We start from the raw sequence: 17,890 nt of genomic DNA, 5'->3' as shown, positions 1-17,890 counted from the left end.
CTCTTATAAGCCAACACTAGGAGGGTGTAATGATTAAATTCTTTACAAATATTATTTTTATTCTAATACTATTATTTTTAGCAACTGCACTGCCATTGAGTACTGATATTTTATCCTTAAACCTTACGCAGCCTATTGTAGATCCAACTGAAACGACAACAGCTGAACCTACGCCACCACACTTGTCATGGACGGATAGACATATTTCAGAGAACCAAAGCTGGGATTTGGTTTTGTCCAGTTCAAATGGAAATTTTCCAGATGATTGGGCATCTTTCTTTACCGTTGAATACAAGGGCCAGAAGTCATCTATTGAAAATATACCACTTCTTAATGCCCTTTCAAATAGTTCAATTGCAAATGATGGTTTACACGTAACACTTCCACTAAATGAACTGTTACCTTTGGACATTGAAGACTACTACACAGTTCGTATTGAGTCGCAAAATGAACTGTATCCAGTTGATCCTATTACTCTCCAGCTTAGCACTTACAAAGAAAAAGGCACTTATCCTGGCGCCACAAATACAGATGGGTCTTATATGACACTCTACGTACCAAATGAAAGCTACTCAAGAGTTGTACCTATTAGCCTCAGCTTTGATCCTGGTGACAATCGTTGGCGTTCACTCTATAACGCACTTCATGCTTTTGATAGCGTTTCATATGGCTTAAACAGTGAACTTCCTATCGTTCCATACGCGCCTAAAATGCGCATTCGAGACCGTATTGCTTCCGTCTATATTTTTGATGACGAACTCCAAGGGTTTGACGGAAAATTTCCATTAATAACAGAATCCGTATCTAAATCTCTTTTGTCACTTGGCTATATTGAAGGTGTCAAATTTGTCATCAATGATAAAACAACTGGTCGTTATGAAGACGTTAATCTTGAAACCGTCTACAGCTATGAAAATGAGCTGTCAGTTTTTGTTGGAACAAGATCTAATTTTGAAGCTGTTTATTTAATGCCAATTCCCCTTAATCAAACTCAAGATGCGCCATTTGAAGATCGATTAAACGCACTTGTTGATGGGTTAAGTTTTACGGCACTTCCTGTTACACTTGAAAAATCATGGATTCAAATGTTACCATCCAATACAAGTTTGATGGCTTATACGTTGGAAAACGAAACACTGATTCTTGATTTTAATATAGAACTCAGTGATGTCTATCTAAAATTTCAAGACCTCTTAACGGACAGTCTCATTCAAACATTCACTTCTTTAAAAGAAGTGACTAAAGTCATTATCAAAATTGATGGTACTGAAATTTCCAGCGGTACTGCCTACAAGTATTTGAATGCATACTAAACTGAAAACCCCCGATGCTTAGCCTATCACACAAGGTGTAAAATGCTATTCATCGGGGGTTTTTTTTACCCAAAATTATAATGCTGCGTTTGCCTTAAACTGTGCTGAAACATTTTTCAGCATTTTTCGAATTGGCAAGTGATATGGACATCTGGGTTCACATGCACCGCAGTCAATACAAGCATCCGCTTTTACAGATTGACTGTCATATCGGATTTGCGCCCACTCCTTTAAGTTGTATCGCGTTAAGTAGCCTTCTAAGATAAACTGAGTTGGAATATCAATCCCCTGAACACAAGGAAGACAATAGCCACATCTTCTGCAAAAGGTTTCACCAAGCGAACTTCTGATCACTTCAATTTCATCTCTCTCGTCCTGAGTCAATTCTAATGACATCGACGCCACTTCAGAATTTTGCTTAACTTGATTAACATGATCCATCCCCGGAATGACCACAGAAACATTTGGATTATTCAATATGAATTTTAAACTGAGTTGGGCATTGTCAATTGCACCACCTGCTAAAGGTTTCATAACAATTACCCCAATGTCTCGCGCTTTGGCTCTCTCAAAAAGAATCTCAGCTTGACGTTCAATAATATTGTATGGAAACTGAAGCGTTTCAAACGGCATATGGTCAACAACTTCCATAAGTAAGTCTACGCTATGAGCTGTGATACCAATGTGTTTAATTTTACCTTCATCTCGCGCTTCAACAAGTGCTCTATAAGCCCCATCTTCCGAAACAATTTTATCGTATTCTTCACGATTTTTTACCAAATGACACTGATACAAGTCAATATTGTCCGTTTTTAAAGCAGCTAAACTTGTGGCAATATCCGCCTTCATCGTCTCATAATCCTTTGCAGGAGATTTAGTGGCCAAAAAAAAGTGTTTGCGCTTCCCACTAGAAAGTGCTTCTCCCAAATAGGATTCACTTACTGTATAACCCCTTGCCGTATCAATGAAATTTATGCCATTTAAAATCATTTCATCTACAATTGGACCTACTTCAGTTGAGTCAATTCGTTGAATGGGAATACCACCAAATCCAACAGGGAAAACTTCCATAGTCGTGTTGCCAAGTTTTCTGGTTTTCATAAAAACCTCACTTATAACATTCTGGCTTTACCAGCATATACAATCCCCTTAACAGAGTCTAAGGTGACTTCCATTCCGTCTTTTAGCAATTCTGTGGCATTTGAAGCGCCTACAACACAAGGTTTCTTTAAACTTAAGGCTACAATTGCACCATGTGACGTATAGCCACCCTCTTCAACAACAAAACCAGATGCCTTCTCTAAATATGGGACCATATCTTTGTCTGTGTAAGAAGCCACAATAATATCACCATCTTTAAACTTATCCTTTAGTTGGTCTGCAGTACTGCCAACACAAACATTTCCTCTAATACGACTTCTCACAAGTCCAGTCCCTTTGATTAAGACTTCACCTACCAAATGAATTTTCATAATATTGGTAGCCCCTGATACACCTACAGGAACCCCTGCTGTGATAATGACCAAATCGCCCTCTGTTACAAAACCATGAGCTTTTGCTTTTTGAACAGACAAATCAAAAATCAAATCCGTTGAATCCGCATCCCCAATGACAAGCGGAAATACGCCCCATACAAGTGCCAATTTTCGGCACACTTCATCTGAAACCGTACACGCTATAACTGGCGCCTTTGGTTTTAACATAGAAACTTTTCGAGCCGTGTACCCTGAAGAAGTTGCAGTAATAATTGCAGATGCATCCAAATCTAAAGCAGATGTGGCAGTAGAATGGCTTACCGCATACGTAACCCCGTATTCATCAGATAGTTGAATTCTCTTTTGGAGGACTTCTTTGTAGTTCAAAGCACGTTCTGCTTCAATTGCAATCTTTGCCATGGTTTGTACCGCTTCAATTGGGTATTTTCCAGCAGCTGTTTCACCAGATAGCATAACAGCATCTGTCCCATCAAAAATAGCATTGGCAACATCTGTCGCTTCAGCTCTTGTCGGTCTTGGATTGCGAATCATAGAATCTAGCATTTGTGTTGCTGTAATAACCGGTTTACCTTCTTTATTACATAGTTCAATCATTTTTTTCTGAACAATTGGAACCATTTCAGTGGGAATCTCAACCCCTAAATCTCCTCGAGCTACCATAAGCCCATCTGATACTTCCAAGATTTCCTCTAAATTATCCACACCTTCTTGATTTTCAATTTTAGAAATAATGTGTATGCCGTGGCCATTGTTTTCTTCCAAAACCTTTCGAATTTCCATAACATCTGCTGCCTTACGAATAAAGCTGGCTGCAATAAAATCAATCCCTTGTGAAATTCCAAATTTAATGTCATTGATGTCTTTTTCTGTAATTGCAGGGAGCTTAATGCTTACACCAGGTACATTTACACCCTTGTTATTCTTAACATCACCACCATTTAGAACTTTTGTAAGAATTTCTGTTTCAGATTTTGAAAGCACTTCAAGTTCAATCAAACCATCATCAATAAGGATTTTATCGCCAACAACGACATCATCCGGCAACCCCTTATATGAAATCTGACACTTGTTTTGAGTGCCCAAAAAAGAGTCAGTGGTCAATGTAAATTCTTGTCCTTCAACCAATGTATATACTGGCTCTTCAAATTTTCCAGTCCTAATTTCAGGCCCCTTGGTGTCCAATAAAATTGCAACAGGTTTGCCCAATTCTCTCCTAACTTCCTTAATGGTGTTCATGCGTCCCAAATGTTCTTCATGATCACCATGCGAAAAGTTTAGACGGGCTACATTTAATCCGCTGTTTACAAGTTCCTTAAATACTTCCTTACGCTCACTCGCTGGTCCGATTGTACACACTATTTTTGTTTTTCTTAACATATAATCCTCCTAATTTTGTGAATTGACACTAAATGGCCAATATTCTCGCAAGTTCATAAATACCCTTATCATAATCCTTTTTCATCATAATTGCTTCTTCCAAAGGAATATCTATCATTTCATTACCTTTAATACCAACAGCACGTCCCTCAGAGCCTGTTCTCAAAAGATCCACTGCATGTGCACCCATACGGCTTCCAAGAATTCGGTCGCTTGGCGTTGGTGTACCCCCACGTTGTAAATAGCCTATTACACTCACTTTTACATCTGAACTGGTCTTACGATGGATTTCTTCAGCCAATTCATACGGTTTTCCAACCCCTTCTGCCAATAGAATAATACTGTGTAGTTTTCCCCGTTTTTTACCATGAATAATTGTGCGACAGAGTGCATCTATATCATAATCCAATTCCGGTATGATTACTGCTTCTGCGCCCCCTGCAAGACCAGCATATAGCGCAATATCACCACAGTCCCTGCCCATGACTTCTATAACATTAACAGTCCCATGTGACGACGATGTGTCTCGAATATGACCAATTGCATTTACCACCGTATTTAAAGCTGTATCAAATCCCAGTGTAAAATCTGTGTATGCAAGGTCATTGTCAATGGTCCCGGGAATTCCAATTGTTGGAAAACCTGCGTCTGAAAGCCGTCTCGCACCTTGAAAAGAGCCATCACCACCAATAACAACAAGTCCTTCAATATTATACATTTTTAGCATATTTAAACCACGCTCAAATCCTGCATCTGTTTTAAATTCCTCACATCTTGCAGTTCTAAGCATCGTTCCACCTCTGTGGATAATATCCCCAACAGAGGTAATTTTAAGCATCTCTATATCCCCAGCTATCAGTCCACGGTATCCTTGATAAATGCCGGCCACTTCCAAGCCATGATATATTCCCGTGCGAACAACCGAACGGATGGCAGCGTTCATGCCCGGTGCATCTCCACCGCTGGTCAATACTGCGATTCGTTTCATTCCATCACTCCTTGCTTACTTACTGAATCTTAATGTTTTTTTCACCTACAATTGCTTGAATCTGTTCCAATAATTTTCGTGACACTTTGACTTTCGATTTATACCTAAGCTTTTCACCTGTCTCTGCCACATAAAAAATCACTTCCATAGGTTTTCCAGTAGTTGTCTCTTGTGCCAAAACATCATTCAACCGCGTTAGTAGCGTCTGTTTATTACCTGAAATTTTAACATACACCTTTTTGGGTTTTTCCTTCAACTTAAGTTCATCCAACATAACAATTTGTTCAGCAACCAATTTGGGATCTTCATCTTCTTTCACAGTGACTCTACCATGAATAAGTACCGTTGCTTCTTTCTTTAAAAAGTCTCGTGTACGGTCATAAACTTTCGGGAAAACAATTATTTCCATTTGCTCATACAAATCTTCAAGTGTCAAAAAAGCCATGTATTGACTGTGTTTGGTCAGCTTTGTTGTTAAATCCGCAATCAAGCCCCCCACTACAATCCGGTCGCCATCCCTGACAATAGGCGTTTCTTCTTTTATGGATTCCTTTATTTCAAGTAGATTTGCATTAACCGTTTGTTCCAAATATAGTTTGTAAGGCTCTAATGGATGACCTGTCAAATAAATACCCAACATTTCCTTTTCAAACTGTAAATATGTTGATTGTCTTAATTCTGGAATATCTGGCATTTCATTTCCAACGTCTTCACTTGTAAATGCCGCATTTTCCATATTAAATATGGAAACTTGTCCTTGAGCACCTCTACGATTTAAAGCGTGCATGCCATCTACAACCCGTTCAAATATTGCCAGCATTTGTGACCTTTTGTGGCCTAATTCATCAAAAGCTCCTGACTTAATCAGACTTTCAACCGCTTTTTTATTGAGTTCTGATACATCGACGCGTTCACAAAAATCATAAAATCCTTTAAAGGGCTCTCCGGTTCTCCCTTTTATAATGGCTTCGATCACACCACGACCAACATTCTTTATTGCATTTAAGCCATATCGAATCGTCCCATTTTCAACAGAAAATCCAGCCATACTATGATTTACAGAAGGCGGTAACACCTTAATCTGATGGTCTTTTGCATCTTGGATATAAGCTGCCAACTTCGAATGATTCCCCATTATACTCGTCATCAAAGCGGCCATAAATTCAGTAGGCCAATGGTATTTAAGATATGCTGTCTGGTAGGCAATAATGGCGTAGCCAGCTGCATGAGACTTATTAAAAGCGTACTTTGCAAAATCAATCATCTCATCAAAAATAGAATTGGCTGTGTTTTCATCAATGCCATTTCGTTTGCAGCCTTGAATTAATATTTCTCCAGATTCATCTGTCAAGCCTTGAACAAAATACTGTCGCTCACGTGCCATAACATCCATTTTCTTTTTGCTCATTGCACGTCTTACAATATCACTACGCCCATAGCTATACCCTGCCAGTTCTCTAACAATTCGCATAACCTGTTCTTGGTAGACCAGGCACCCATAAGTTACATCTAAAATAGATTTAAGGCGTTCGGTTTTGTACTGAATCAAAGAATGGTCATTTTTATTGCGGATGTACATTGGTATTGAATCCATCGGTCCCGGCCGGTACAAAGATATCCCGGCAATGATATCTTCAAAAACGGTGGGTTTTAAGTCACGCATGAATCTTCTAAATCCAGCAGATTCAAGTTGAAAAAGGCCTAAAGTATCTCCTTTTCCAATCATTTGATAAACCCCCGCATCATCATACGGTATACATGAAAGATCCAATTTAACCGATTGAGTCTCTTCAATTAATTTTAAAGCATTTTTGATAACTGTCAATGTTCTAAGACCTAAAAAATCCATTTTTAACAATCCAAGCTCTTCAATAAGATTCATGTTGAACTGTGTTGTAACATTATCATCCTGAACATATAAGGGGACATAATGGTCAATAGATTCTTTGGAAATTACAATTCCCGCTGCATGCGTAGATGCGTGACGCGGAATCCCTTCCAACTTAATTGCAGATTTCATTAGGTGCTGATAAGTCACATTTGACGCCAGCAGAGTATTTAACTTTGGACTTTTATGCAATGCACGTTCCAATGTCATTCCAATTTCCATGGGAATTTCTTTGGCCAAACGGTCAACTTCTTGATAAGGAATATCCATTACCCTGCCCACGTCTCTTATGGCAGCACGCGCCGCCATTGTTCCAAAAGTTATAATTTGAGCGACACGCTCTTTCCCATACTTTTGTATCACATAGTCAATTACTTCTCCCCGTCTATCGTCTTCAAAGTCAATATCAATATCAGGCATTGTAACACGTTCAGGATTTAAAAACCGTTCAAAAATCAAATCGTATTTCAAAGGATCCACTTCAGTAATATCCAATATATAAGCAACTAAACTGCCACCACAACTACCACGTCCAGGTCCAACAAAAATACCAAGTTCTTTAGCATATTTAATAAAATCCCAAACAATAAGAAAATAATCATCATAACCCATTGCATGGATTGTATCCAATTCATACTGCATACGTTCCAAGTGCATACTTGTAACAGAATACTTTTGATAGAGTCCTTCGGTACATAAAGTTATTAACTTCTCTTGTGCGGTTTCTCCGCCATTCAATTGATATGCCGGCAAGTGCATGGCATCGAAATCAAAATCAAAGTTACATTTTTCAGCTATTTTTAATGTGTTTTCAAGTGCCTCAGGATGTGATCCAAAAATTGATCTCATTTCTTCAGGACTTTTGAGGTAAAAAGCATCACTTGGGAATCGTATACGGTCACGATCCGATAGGGTTTTACCCGTTTGAATACAAAGTAAAATATCATGTGTTTCGACGTCTTCCTGATTTAAGTAATGGACATCATTGGTAGCCACCAGTGGAATGGTTAGTCGATTGGAAAAGGCTATTAATTTCTGATTTACAAGGTGTTGTTCCCTTAAACCATGGTCTTGTAATTCTAAATAAAAATTTCCCGGTGCAAAACAGGCTTTAAGTCTCAAAGCCAACTGCTCTGCGCCCTTTTCATCTCCATTCAAAATAAGCCTCGGGATATCACCAGCCAAACATGCACTTAGACCAATCAAGCCTTCTGCATGGGCCTCCAACAACTCATAATCAATTCTCGGTTTATAATAGAAACCTTCAGTATACCCTTTGGACACCAATTCAATTAGGTTTTGATACCCTGTTTTGTTTTGTGCAAGTAGGATTAAATGCCCACTGTTCTTATCCACAGTAGGCACTTTATCAAATCGACTTCTGGACGCCACATAAACTTCACAGCCAATAATAGGTTTAACCCCATGTTTTTTAGCAGCTTTATAAAATTCCACTGCGCCAAACATCACGCCATGATCTGTAATAGCAACCGTGTCCATATTTAATTCCTTAACACGCTGGAACAGTTTATCTATTCTTGCAAATCCATCAAGCAAACTGTATTCCGTATGCAAATGAAGGTGCACGAATTTTGATTTGTCCATAAAGGCTCCTTATAACTCGGGAGATTCGGAATGATCATCCAATACGTTTTCTTCCCAAAGATCTATAATCATCTCTTTCACTGGCTTTGGCAAGTCGCCAATTCTCGAATTTAAAAACGTCTCGTACTTAACAGACGTGGACCGTACCCGTACAGTGTCTAATTCTGAAAACGCCTCTTCTGGCGTATGGCCTACTGTATAAATTGGCAAGTATCCACCGTGCTTTTCATCGTATCTTGATCCTTGTATTTCTGGTGAAAGAAAAGCTTCAATGGCAACAATTGCACCTGATTTATTTGGTGCGTTAAATGGGATTCCTGCCCATTCAACCGGACCAGTCGTTCCACCTTCAAATATAAAAGAAGCAGAACCCTCTGGAAAAATATAATCTCTCGCCATTTGAGTGGCATAATCATAGTTCATACTCATAGAAAATACCAATTCTCCCTCAATAAAGAGGTCTTCTATATCACTTATGGATTCTGGGTACCATTCCCCAGTTTCATACAGATAGGGCTCAATATCGTTTAAAAGTTCAAGTCCATCTCCAATTAATTGGGCAACTTCTTGATCTGTTTTAGCCACCAAAAGCTTCTCGTAGTTTGCATTTCTTACGGCTAATCCTACGACAAAATTCATACCTACTTCAGATGCTCTTGGGTCTGGATAAACAAAAGATCGCTTGTATTCTTTGACAAAAGTCATCAAATCATCATAGTCTGCAGGTGGCTCATAAAAAATATCTTGATTATAAATCATAGACAATTGCTTTCGACCGATAGGCACCAGATATCCCTCAACCAAAAGCCCTTCTTTATACTTAAATTCAAACAGATTTGTATCTACATACGTACTGAAATTGGGCATGCTGTCATAAAAGGGGCCATATAACAATTGCTTGTTATGAAGTTCAGAAAAACCCTCTTCACGAAGCAAGATTAAGTCATAACGTCCTTCATTGTTTTCAAGTGCTTGATCTTCTGACAGGATTTCTAACATCCTTTGATAAGATTGAACCACAACATTAAGTTCAATGTCATATTCCGCTTTCAGAAAATCTGCATATTCTTTCTTTAACCACTCTAAAACAACAGGATCTTCATAATCTGTCACTAGAGTAACACTTGTGTTTTCAGCACTTTCGGCCAAAAGTTCCCAGTTTTTGAGATTTGGATCATTCCCTTTAGAAATATCATCAGGCAATTCACAACCCGCCAAAAACAGAACGCCAACTAGAATCAATAGAATAACGTTAAACTTTCTCATACCATACCTCTTCCAATATTATATTTTTCTGCCATTTCCAATATTTTTTTTAATCGATGATTAACGCCGGATTTTCCAATTGGTGGCGATACCAATTCTCCTAATTCTTTCAATGATGCTTCAGGATTATCCACTCTTATTCTTGCAATTTCCCTTAGCCTTTCAGGAAGGGCTTCAAGTCCAATATGATCGTCTAAAATTCGGATAGCCGCTATTTGTTCATAAGCGGCATCAATGGTCTTGCTTAAATTTGCAGTTTCACAATTTACAACTCGATTTACATTGTTTCGCATTTGTTTAATAATTCGAACATTTTCATAATCCAAAAGCGTTTTATGGGCACCAATTACATTTAGAAAATCGACTATTTTCTCGCTCTCTTTCAAGTAAACAATATAATTTTTCTTTCTAAGCGTGGTTTTTGCTCCAAGATTAAATTGACTGTTCATAAAGTCAGCCAATTGCTCTGCGTAGGTTTGATTATGGGTAATCAACTCCATATGATAACTTTTTTCTGGCGCACTTATAGAACCACCACCTAAAAAAACACCCCTCAAATATGCTTTTTTACAACACTTTTTTGAGACAAGTTTTTCAGGAAAAGCATCATTCAGTAAAATACTATCTCCCTCTAATCTGAGTAAATCCAAATCCAACAAAATATCATTTGCTTTTTCAATATAAATCTCGTACAGATGATGCTTATTCAGCATCTTATTTTCCTTCATTACCAACCCTGAATGCAATTTATATACTTTTTTCAGCAAGATAAATACCAATCGTGCAACAGCAGGGTTTTCTGTTGTAATGCGAAGATTTATAACCGTTAATCCACCGAATTCCAAAGCACCACTAACCCGGATAATACCTGAAAGTTCAGCCCGATTACAACACTTTGCTTCAGTACGTATCAATGCCAGTTCATTTTTGGCTTTTGATGAGAATGACATTTATTCACCTTCCATCGTTTCAATAATCTCCAGCGCGCGAATCAGTATGTCGCGTTCATCATCATATTTAGCAAGGGCAATAACGTTGTCCACGTGAATAAATTTAGCGTCTACAAATCCTTCTTCTCTCTGTGGATGTGTGTTGGAGTTTAAAGCTCTCATAAGATACCAAACAACCTTTTTTTCAATAACATGGTTATTCGACCAATAATTCTTAAAACGGTAAGACGTTTCACCTATTGGACTGAGTATTTTTGTTTTAATTCCGGCTTCTTCACGAACCTCCCGGCTAGCTGCTTCTTCCGTAGACTCATTTTTTTCAATTTTTCCTTTAGGCAACACCCAATCACCGTTTATTTTTTGGAGCATAAGAATGCTGTTCCCAAGAACAACAACACCTCCAGCACTGTATACTCTTTTCAAATCATCACCTTCCCACACAAAGTAATTCACTATAAGTATACCATAAAAAAAGATGTATTACCAAACCTGTCAGCGTTTCCATCCACTGATTTTGGCAATACATCTCTTTATTTATTTGACTTACTTTACAGGCTTTAATTTAGCTGTAAAATGTCTCAATACTTTTGGCTCATAATCAAATTCAAAACCTTTTAAGGTATGCGCATATTTTGCAACTTTAATAACAGCCTCTGCAATATAATCCATATGATCATTTGTATAGACTCTTCTTGGAATCGTAAGTCGCATCAATTCAAGTGGAGATTCAAGAGGCTCTCCCGTTTCATCGTCTCTTCCCAATAAAAACGAACCGATTTCAACAGGTCTTACACCACTTTCAATATATACTGCATTACACACAGCCTGAGCCGGAAATTCATAATACGGGATCTGAGGACATAATTTTTTACAGTCCACAAACACAGCGTGGCCTCCAGTTGGATATTGAATCGGAACACCGGCTTCTCTAAGTCGATCTCCTAAGTACTTAACTTGACTAATTCTATAGTCAAGATAGCTATACTCCAGCGCTTCTTCAAGACCAACAGCCAAAGCCTGCATGTCTCTTCCAGCCAATCCACCATAAGTTGGAAATCCTTCCATTGGCACAACTGTAGATCTGCAAATGTTGTAGAATTCTTCATCCTCTTTAATGGCAATTAAGCCACCCATATTCACAATGCCATCTTTTTTTGCGCTCATCATCATGCCATCTGCATAACCAAACATCTCTTGAGAAATTTCAAGAATCGTTTTGTCTTCATAACCCTTTTCACGCGTTTTAATGAAATAAGCATTTTCGGCATATCTAGCTGCATCAATCCATACTGGCAATCCTTTTTTGTGTGCAATCTCACTTGCCGCCTTGATATTCGCCATAGAAATAGGTTGTCCGCCAGATGAATTACACGTAACAGTAATAATTAGAGCTGCTATATTTTCGACACCATGTGTGTCAATATAAGACTCTAATGCCGGCAAATCAAAATCTCCTTTAAAATCATCATAAGTTTCTGTATCAAATGCTTTTGCGTCAATTAGATTAACCGGCTTTCCACCTGCTAACAATACATGCCCCATAGTCGTATCAAAGTGCATATTGTTCAGTACAATTTGACCCTTATGCTGAATTAAATTTGGAAGGACTACCTGCTCCGCACCACGTCCTTGATGTGACGGAATAACGTATTTATACCCTGTGATTTTTTGAACCACTTCTTCCAATGCATAAAAAGAACGGCTACCTGCGTAAGATTCGTCTCCAATCATAATTGCAGCCCATTGGCGGTCACTCATAGCACCTGTACCACTATCGGTTAAAAGATCAATGTAAATATCTTCAGCACGAAGTGAAAATGGGTTGTATCCAGCTTCAACAAGACGCTTTTCACGTTCCTCTTTTGGGATAATACTAATTTTCTCTACCATTTTAATTTTAAATGGTTCTGGTACTCTTTTAGCCATAAAAAAACCTCCTTTAATTTTTATAAAGGTGAATTTTTTAAAAGATAAGAGCATTACCTTTGCAAATCACACTGTCATTTCTACTGAGTCTTACAAAAAAATAATATGGCTGCTAATTTTTTTGTCTCTTTAATTATACATCAATCTGCTGTTAAAGAAAAACTAAAAATTAAATATTGACGCCCTACCGGTTATAAACACGTTCGATATGTTCCAATAGCTTATTGCTAATTTCAGTTGCATCATGTCTTACATAGCCTTTTTTAACCTCTACGAAATTACCGCGTATTAATTCTATGCCCTTTTCTTTCAAATACTGACAGTCCAGTTCTGTTATAAGAACAGGTTCTGCTGATTCATTTTGATATCTTTTTTCAACGTCCTTAGGCAATTTGCCGTCATTTGCTACCAAGTAGTCTATACGATTTAATTGTGTATGCTTTAAAACCAACTCAGCATGCTTACCTGCCGATAAACCATCGGTTTCCCCAGGCTGTGTCATCACATTTGAAATATAAAAGATCTTTGCAGGACTTTCATTTATGGCAGACACAACTTGATGAATCAATAAATTCGGAATAATACTTGTAAACAAGCTTCCAGGCCCCAAAACAATCATATCCGCTTCTTTTAGTCGATTCACAACTTGATTTCCAGTTCGTGCATCTTCTGGCTCTATCCATATAGATGCAATTCTAGATTTTCGCTTAATTGATTCAAAAGGAATATTGGATTCCCCAGCAACAATTGTACCATCCTCCAATTTTGAATACAGGGTGATGTCTTCCTCAGACACAGGTAACACCTTTCCTGTGATGGCAAATATATCTGCAATTTTTTTAATCGCGGTTTCAAAATTATCTGAAATCCCCACCATTGCAGCGATCATTAAGTTCCCAAAATTTTGTCCTTTTAATCGTCCTTCTGAAAATCTGTATTGAAATAGATCCTGTAAAATTGGTTCTTTATTGGCCAAGGCTAATATACAGTTTCTAACATCTCCGGGCGGTAACATGCCCAAGTCCTCTCTCAAAACACCTGAACCGCCCCCATCATCGGCAACCGTCACAACGGCTGTAATTTGGTTTGAGATTTCTTTAAGTCCTCGAAGAATAACTGAAAGACCCGTTCCACCACCAAGCGCAACTATGTTAATCATTAGACGCTCCTTTGATTTCTCGGTGAACTTTTTGCACAGGATGGCCTTTTTGTTGATAATAGTCTGCCAATCGATTAATAAAGGTCACTGACCTATGTTGTCCCCCTGTGCATCCCACAGAAACAACCAATTGCATTCGACCATCTTGCTGAAATTTAGAAAAGGCAAAATCCAGTAAAGTTACAATGTGATTGAAAAACAACTGACTTTCCTCAAATCCCATCACATAATCAGATACTTGCAGATCGTTACCGGTATAAAGCCTCAAAGCTTCCACATAAAACGGATTTGGTAAAAACCGCACATCAAAAACAAAATCAGAATCTAAAGGAATTCCGCGTTTAAATCCAAAAGAAATCAAGGTTAGTGCCATCGGGCTCTTGCTCACGTCCATTTCAAGATGTTTTGAAATTTCCTGTTTCAGTTCTGCATGATTTAAATTGCTTGTATTAATTACAATATTTGCTTGTTCTCTTAAAGCATTTAACATTTTCTTTTCTTTCTCAAGTGCATCTTCAATACGGGCACTTGGATCCACCGGATGTGTTCGCCTTGTTTCTTTAAATCGTTTCAAAAGAACGTCATCATCTGCTTCAAAATAAAAGATTTGATACTTGTATTTTTTTTCGTCCATTAACACCAAGTTTTTTTCAAGATCTTTAAAAAATTTGCCGCCACGAATGTCCATTACCAGAGCAACATGACTTAAATTTTCATTACTTTGTTCAATGAGCTCAAGAAAATTGGGAATCAGTGAAGGGGGTAAATTATCCACACAATAAAATCCCAAATCTTCAAACACTTTTTTTGCCTGACTTTTGCCCGCACCTGACTGTCCTGAAATTATAATAAAACTCATAACACTATGCCTCCACTATTACATTGTAAATTCTCGAAAAATCAAGTCCCGCCTCTTTTGCACGTTGAAGGGATGCTTCTACAGATCCAATTCGATCCAATTGATGCGCATCACTGTTCACAACAAAAACAACAGGATACTGCATGGCAATTTTAATTTCTGCCACCGACAAATGTCCATGACTGTTATTTATTTCAAGCATTGTCCCTGTTTCTGCAGCCACTTTAGCCACTTCATCCATATCCACTGGGCCTTTAGCCCCAGGGTGTGTGATCATGTGTATTTTATTACGGCGCATCGCTGCAGTCATGGCTTTTGTGTTTATTTTAACAGCCTTCTTATGAAATACCTTCGAAAATTTAGCCATAAAATTAATAAAATGTATCTTATAATCTTTTGAAAGTCGACTTCCAAAATGATAACCGGCATTTACCCAATCATTATACTGACGCATTTCTTCATCCAAATCAATTGCACCATCCAGCCCTAAAATATTGGCTTCAAGTCCTAAAAGAATTTTTATTTCAGGATATTTTTGATTTAAAGCATCAATCTGAGCCCGTAATTCAGGATAGTCTTCTTTTTTTATGCCATACCCTGTGTGTGCAGGCCCATGATCCGTAATTGCGATTTCCTCAAGTCCTAATTCAATCGCCTTCAAAACGATACCTTCCAATTCGTTTTTACTGTCACCACTATATTTTGAATGCATATGATAATCGCCTCTAAGTTTCATCAAATCACCTACCTTCTCATTTTTATTATACCAGTTTTGCGCCTTGAAAATCAGACAAATAAAAAAATAGCACCCCAATGAATGCTATTTCGCTTACTTTATTCTTTTCCAAAAATGCGAACTTCTCGTTCCAATTCAACATCAAAAGTATCCTTAACTACTTTTTGAACGACTTTAATCAATTCCATTACCTCAGAAAAAGTCGCTTTCCCTCGATTGACCACAAACCCACAATGTTTATCTGACACTTGAGCATCACCATGTCTAAGCCCTCTAAGTCCTGCATCTTCAATAAGTTTGCCCGCAAAAAATCCAGGAGGACGCTTGAAAACACTCCCTGCACTTGGGTATTCAAGGGGTTGCCTTGAAACGCGTTTATGTGTTAATTCATCTGTTATTTCTTTAATAATGAGGGGGTCACCATATTCAAATTCAAGTGCACACCTTAAAATAATGTATCCTTTTTCACGAACAATGCTATTACGGTAAGCAAATTGCATCTCTTTTCCTTCAATTCGCTTAATTATGCCTTCTGGCGTTATGACATCAACCCATTTAACAACATCTTTCATTTCGCCATCATAAGCACCTGCATTCATAAACACTGCACCACCAAGTGTTCCAGGAATGCCTGAAGCAAACTCAAATCCTTTTAACGCAGCAGATTGAATTTTTTTCGATAAAGTAGACAGTAAAACACCTGCTTCTGCAACAACTACAGTGTCTTCAATAGAAACCGAACTCATCTGATCAGAAATTTTTATAACAAAAGCGTCAATGCCCTCATCCTCAACAAGGATGTTTGATCCATTCCCCATAATCAAATAGGGCGCATCATGAGCCTTCAAAACCTCAATAGCTTTTAAAATCTGATCTGGAGTTTCTGGTAACAAAATAGCCTTAGCAGGCCCTCCGATTTTAAAAGAGGTGTGATTTGACATCGGATCGTTCTTCTTAATTTGATTATCGGAAAATATCCCGCCCAACACTTCAAAAATCATTAAAATTACTCCAATCAATTGTCTTGTGTAAATCCTAAAATATTCTAACACAAAACCTTGATGCTGACAAATATCTTTTATTTGATTTCGCCATGCTTTTCTTCATGAGATATTTCTACAATCCGATTCGCATCATCGACAAAGACCACATTGGGCTGAAAGACTTTCGCTTCTGCTTCAGTCATCATACAATAGGCAATAATAATCACAACATCACCGGGTTGGACCAATCTTGCCGCAGCACCATTCAAACAAATAACACCACTCCCTCTTTCTCCAGAGATGGTATAAGTTTCTAATCTCGCACCATTATTATTGTTCACAATCTGAACTTTTTCACCTGGTAAAATTCCTGCCGCGTCCAAAAGATCCTGATCTATGGTAATACTGCCCACATAATTCAGGTTTGCTTCAGTAACAGTTGCTCTATGGATTTTACTTTTATACATTGTCAAAAACATAATTTCCTCCAAATTACAAAAAATCTACATTTAAGTTATCAATTAAACGCGTTTTACCAATTTTTACAGCTAAAGCAATTAATGTATCCTCAGTAATGGTTTCAACAGGTTTTAATGTTGTTGCAGAAACAATTTCAACATAATCTATTTTAGACGTTGAAACAGATTCTATTATTTCAACCATTGTATTTTTAACACTTATTGCTTCCCTTTGTCCCTTGCGAATCAATCGCTCTGCTTCAGATAAAGCTTTATAAAGTACCAATGCATCTTGTCTTTCGCTTTGAGATAAATACACATTTCTAGAACTCATTGCCAGGCCATCAGACTCCCTTACAATTGGACAAGCAATGATCTCTACTGAACTGTTTAGATCCTTGCACATACGCTTCAAAACAGAAACCTGCTGTGCATCTTTCTGACCAAAAAAAGCAAAATCTGGCTCTACTATATTAAAAAGTTTGGTCACTACAGTTGCTACACCTTTAAAATGTCCTGGTCTGCTTGCACCACACAGTTGATTGGTCATGTCACTTTCAACTGTAACGTAAGTCGCATACCCCTCTGGATACATTTCCAAAACCTCTGGAACAAACATATAATCCACACCAACACTGTTACAAAGGTCCATATCCCTATCCAAATTTCGCGGATAGGCGTCAAAATCTTCACTAGGTCCAAATTGTGTTGGATTAACAAACAAACTCACAACGACAACGTCACTTTTTTTGCGCGCATACTTCATAAGCGACAAATGTCCCTCATGAAAAAAACCCATTGTTGGCACAAATCCAACTGTTTTCCCATTCATTTTATGGTGTTTTAATACCGACTTCAACGCACCAATTTCATGTATGATTTTCAT

Annotated in this window: 15 protein-coding genes; 1 reads left to right on the top strand and 14 read right to left on the bottom strand. The window is 37.9% G+C overall.

Annotated features, from left to right (window positions below):
• The first annotated feature begins 29 nt into the window (after nucleotides 1-29).
• On the top strand, nucleotides 30-1,313 hold the full coding sequence (locus tag JOC49_RS07575) for a GerMN domain-containing protein (RefSeq protein ID WP_204663974.1): 1,284 nt from the start codon (nucleotides 30-32) through the stop codon (nucleotides 1,311-1,313).
• Between the two features lie 75 nt (nucleotides 1,314-1,388).
• On the opposite strand, the gene JOC49_RS07570 is transcribed toward JOC49_RS07575, so the two are convergent.
• The 14 genes from JOC49_RS07570 to panC all read right to left on the bottom strand — a co-directional run bounded on the left by JOC49_RS07570 (nucleotide 1,389) and on the right by panC (nucleotide 17,890).
• Nucleotides 1,389-2,414 (bottom strand): aldo/keto reductase, encoded by a 1,026-nt coding sequence (locus tag JOC49_RS07570; protein WP_204663973.1) that lies wholly within the window; start codon nucleotides 2,412-2,414, stop codon nucleotides 1,389-1,391.
• A gap of 11 nt (nucleotides 2,415-2,425) precedes the next feature.
• Nucleotides 2,426-4,186 (bottom strand): pyruvate kinase, encoded by a 1,761-nt coding sequence (gene pyk / locus JOC49_RS07565; RefSeq protein WP_204663972.1) that lies wholly within the window; start codon nucleotides 4,184-4,186, stop codon nucleotides 2,426-2,428.
• Between the two features lie 28 nt (nucleotides 4,187-4,214).
• A complete protein-coding gene (gene pfkA / locus JOC49_RS07560) occupies nucleotides 4,215-5,174 on the bottom strand; it encodes a 6-phosphofructokinase (RefSeq protein ID WP_204663971.1) in 960 nt (319 codons plus the stop codon).
• Between the two features lie 19 nt (nucleotides 5,175-5,193).
• Nucleotides 5,194-8,667 carry a DNA polymerase III subunit alpha gene (locus JOC49_RS07555; protein WP_204663970.1) on the bottom strand — a complete coding sequence of 1,158 codons (3,474 nt, stop codon included), beginning with the start codon at nucleotides 8,665-8,667 and terminating at the stop codon, nucleotides 5,194-5,196.
• A 9-nt stretch (nucleotides 8,668-8,676) separates the two neighbouring features.
• Nucleotides 8,677-9,933: an extracellular solute-binding protein gene (locus JOC49_RS07550; protein WP_204663969.1), complete on the bottom strand. Its 1,257-nt coding sequence runs from the start codon at nucleotides 9,931-9,933 to the stop codon at nucleotides 8,677-8,679.
• Nucleotides 9,930-10,883, bottom strand: a complete 954-nt coding sequence (whiA, locus tag JOC49_RS07545) for a DNA-binding protein WhiA (RefSeq protein ID WP_204663968.1) — start codon at nucleotides 10,881-10,883, stop codon at nucleotides 9,930-9,932. The genes JOC49_RS07550 and whiA overlap by 4 nt, the downstream gene beginning before the upstream one ends.
• Nucleotides 10,884-11,306: an NUDIX hydrolase gene (locus JOC49_RS07540; protein WP_204663967.1), complete on the bottom strand. Its 423-nt coding sequence runs from the start codon at nucleotides 11,304-11,306 to the stop codon at nucleotides 10,884-10,886.
• Between the two features lie 120 nt (nucleotides 11,307-11,426).
• A complete protein-coding gene (locus tag JOC49_RS07535; protein WP_204663965.1) occupies nucleotides 11,427-12,809 on the bottom strand; it encodes a tryptophanase in 1,383 nt (460 codons plus the stop codon).
• A 184-nt stretch (nucleotides 12,810-12,993) separates the two neighbouring features.
• A complete protein-coding gene (locus JOC49_RS07530; protein WP_204663963.1) occupies nucleotides 12,994-13,968 on the bottom strand; it encodes a gluconeogenesis factor YvcK family protein in 975 nt (324 codons plus the stop codon).
• Nucleotides 13,961-14,827: an RNase adapter RapZ gene (gene rapZ, locus JOC49_RS07525; protein WP_204663961.1), complete on the bottom strand. Its 867-nt coding sequence runs from the start codon at nucleotides 14,825-14,827 to the stop codon at nucleotides 13,961-13,963. The genes JOC49_RS07530 and rapZ overlap by 8 nt, the downstream gene beginning before the upstream one ends.
• A 4-nt stretch (nucleotides 14,828-14,831) precedes the next feature.
• Nucleotides 14,832-15,563, bottom strand: a complete 732-nt coding sequence (locus JOC49_RS07520; RefSeq protein ID WP_204663959.1) for a PHP domain-containing protein — start codon at nucleotides 15,561-15,563, stop codon at nucleotides 14,832-14,834.
• A gap of 98 nt (nucleotides 15,564-15,661) precedes the next feature.
• Complete coding sequence (gene murB, locus JOC49_RS07515) at nucleotides 15,662-16,564, bottom strand: UDP-N-acetylmuramate dehydrogenase (RefSeq protein WP_204663957.1); 903 nt, start codon at nucleotides 16,562-16,564, stop codon at nucleotides 15,662-15,664.
• Nucleotides 16,565-16,641: 77 nt separating this feature from the next.
• Entirely contained in the window at nucleotides 16,642-17,025 is a 384-nt protein-coding gene (gene panD, locus JOC49_RS07510; protein ID WP_204663955.1) for an aspartate 1-decarboxylase, read from the bottom strand.
• A 13-nt stretch (nucleotides 17,026-17,038) separates the two neighbouring features.
• Nucleotides 17,039-17,890, bottom strand: coding sequence for a pantoate--beta-alanine ligase (gene panC, locus JOC49_RS07505; RefSeq protein ID WP_204663953.1), 852 nt, complete (start codon nucleotides 17,888-17,890; stop codon nucleotides 17,039-17,041).

The organism is Fusibacter tunisiensis, from assembly GCF_016908355.1.
In the GTDB taxonomy this organism is placed as follows: domain Bacteria; phylum Bacillota; class Clostridia; order Peptostreptococcales; family Acidaminobacteraceae; genus Fusibacter_D; species Fusibacter_D tunisiensis.
This window is presented reverse-complemented; position numbering and strand designations above follow the sequence as displayed.

Coding starts and splice junctions, on each gene's coding strand:
- JOC49_RS07575 (WP_204663974.1), top strand. CDS start 30: ATGATTAAATTCTTTACAAATATTATTTTTATTCTAATACTATTATTT.
- JOC49_RS07570 (WP_204663973.1), bottom strand. CDS start 2,414: ATGAAAACCAGAAAACTTGGCAACACGACTATGGAAGTTTTCCCTGTT.
- pyk (WP_204663972.1), bottom strand. CDS start 4,186: ATGTTAAGAAAAACAAAAATAGTGTGTACAATCGGACCAGCGAGTGAG.
- pfkA (WP_204663971.1), bottom strand. CDS start 5,174: ATGAAACGAATCGCAGTATTGACCAGCGGTGGAGATGCACCGGGCATG.
- JOC49_RS07555 (WP_204663970.1), bottom strand. CDS start 8,667: ATGGACAAATCAAAATTCGTGCACCTTCATTTGCATACGGAATACAGT.
- JOC49_RS07550 (WP_204663969.1), bottom strand. CDS start 9,933: ATGAGAAAGTTTAACGTTATTCTATTGATTCTAGTTGGCGTTCTGTTT.
- whiA (WP_204663968.1), bottom strand. CDS start 10,883: ATGTCATTCTCATCAAAAGCCAAAAATGAACTGGCATTGATACGTACT.
- JOC49_RS07535 (WP_204663965.1), bottom strand. CDS start 12,809: ATGGCTAAAAGAGTACCAGAACCATTTAAAATTAAAATGGTAGAGAAA.
- JOC49_RS07530 (WP_204663963.1), bottom strand. CDS start 13,968: ATGATTAACATAGTTGCGCTTGGTGGTGGAACGGGTCTTTCAGTTATT.
- rapZ (WP_204663961.1), bottom strand. CDS start 14,827: ATGAGTTTTATTATAATTTCAGGACAGTCAGGTGCGGGCAAAAGTCAG.
- JOC49_RS07520 (WP_204663959.1), bottom strand. CDS start 15,563: ATGAAACTTAGAGGCGATTATCATATGCATTCAAAATATAGTGGTGAC.
- murB (WP_204663957.1), bottom strand. CDS start 16,564: ATGATTTTTGAAGTGTTGGGCGGGATATTTTCCGATAATCAAATTAAG.
- panD (WP_204663955.1), bottom strand. CDS start 17,025: ATGTTTTTGACAATGTATAAAAGTAAAATCCATAGAGCAACTGTTACT.
- panC (WP_204663953.1), bottom strand. CDS start 17,890: ATGAAAATCATACATGAAATTGGTGCGTTGAAGTCGGTATTAAAACAC.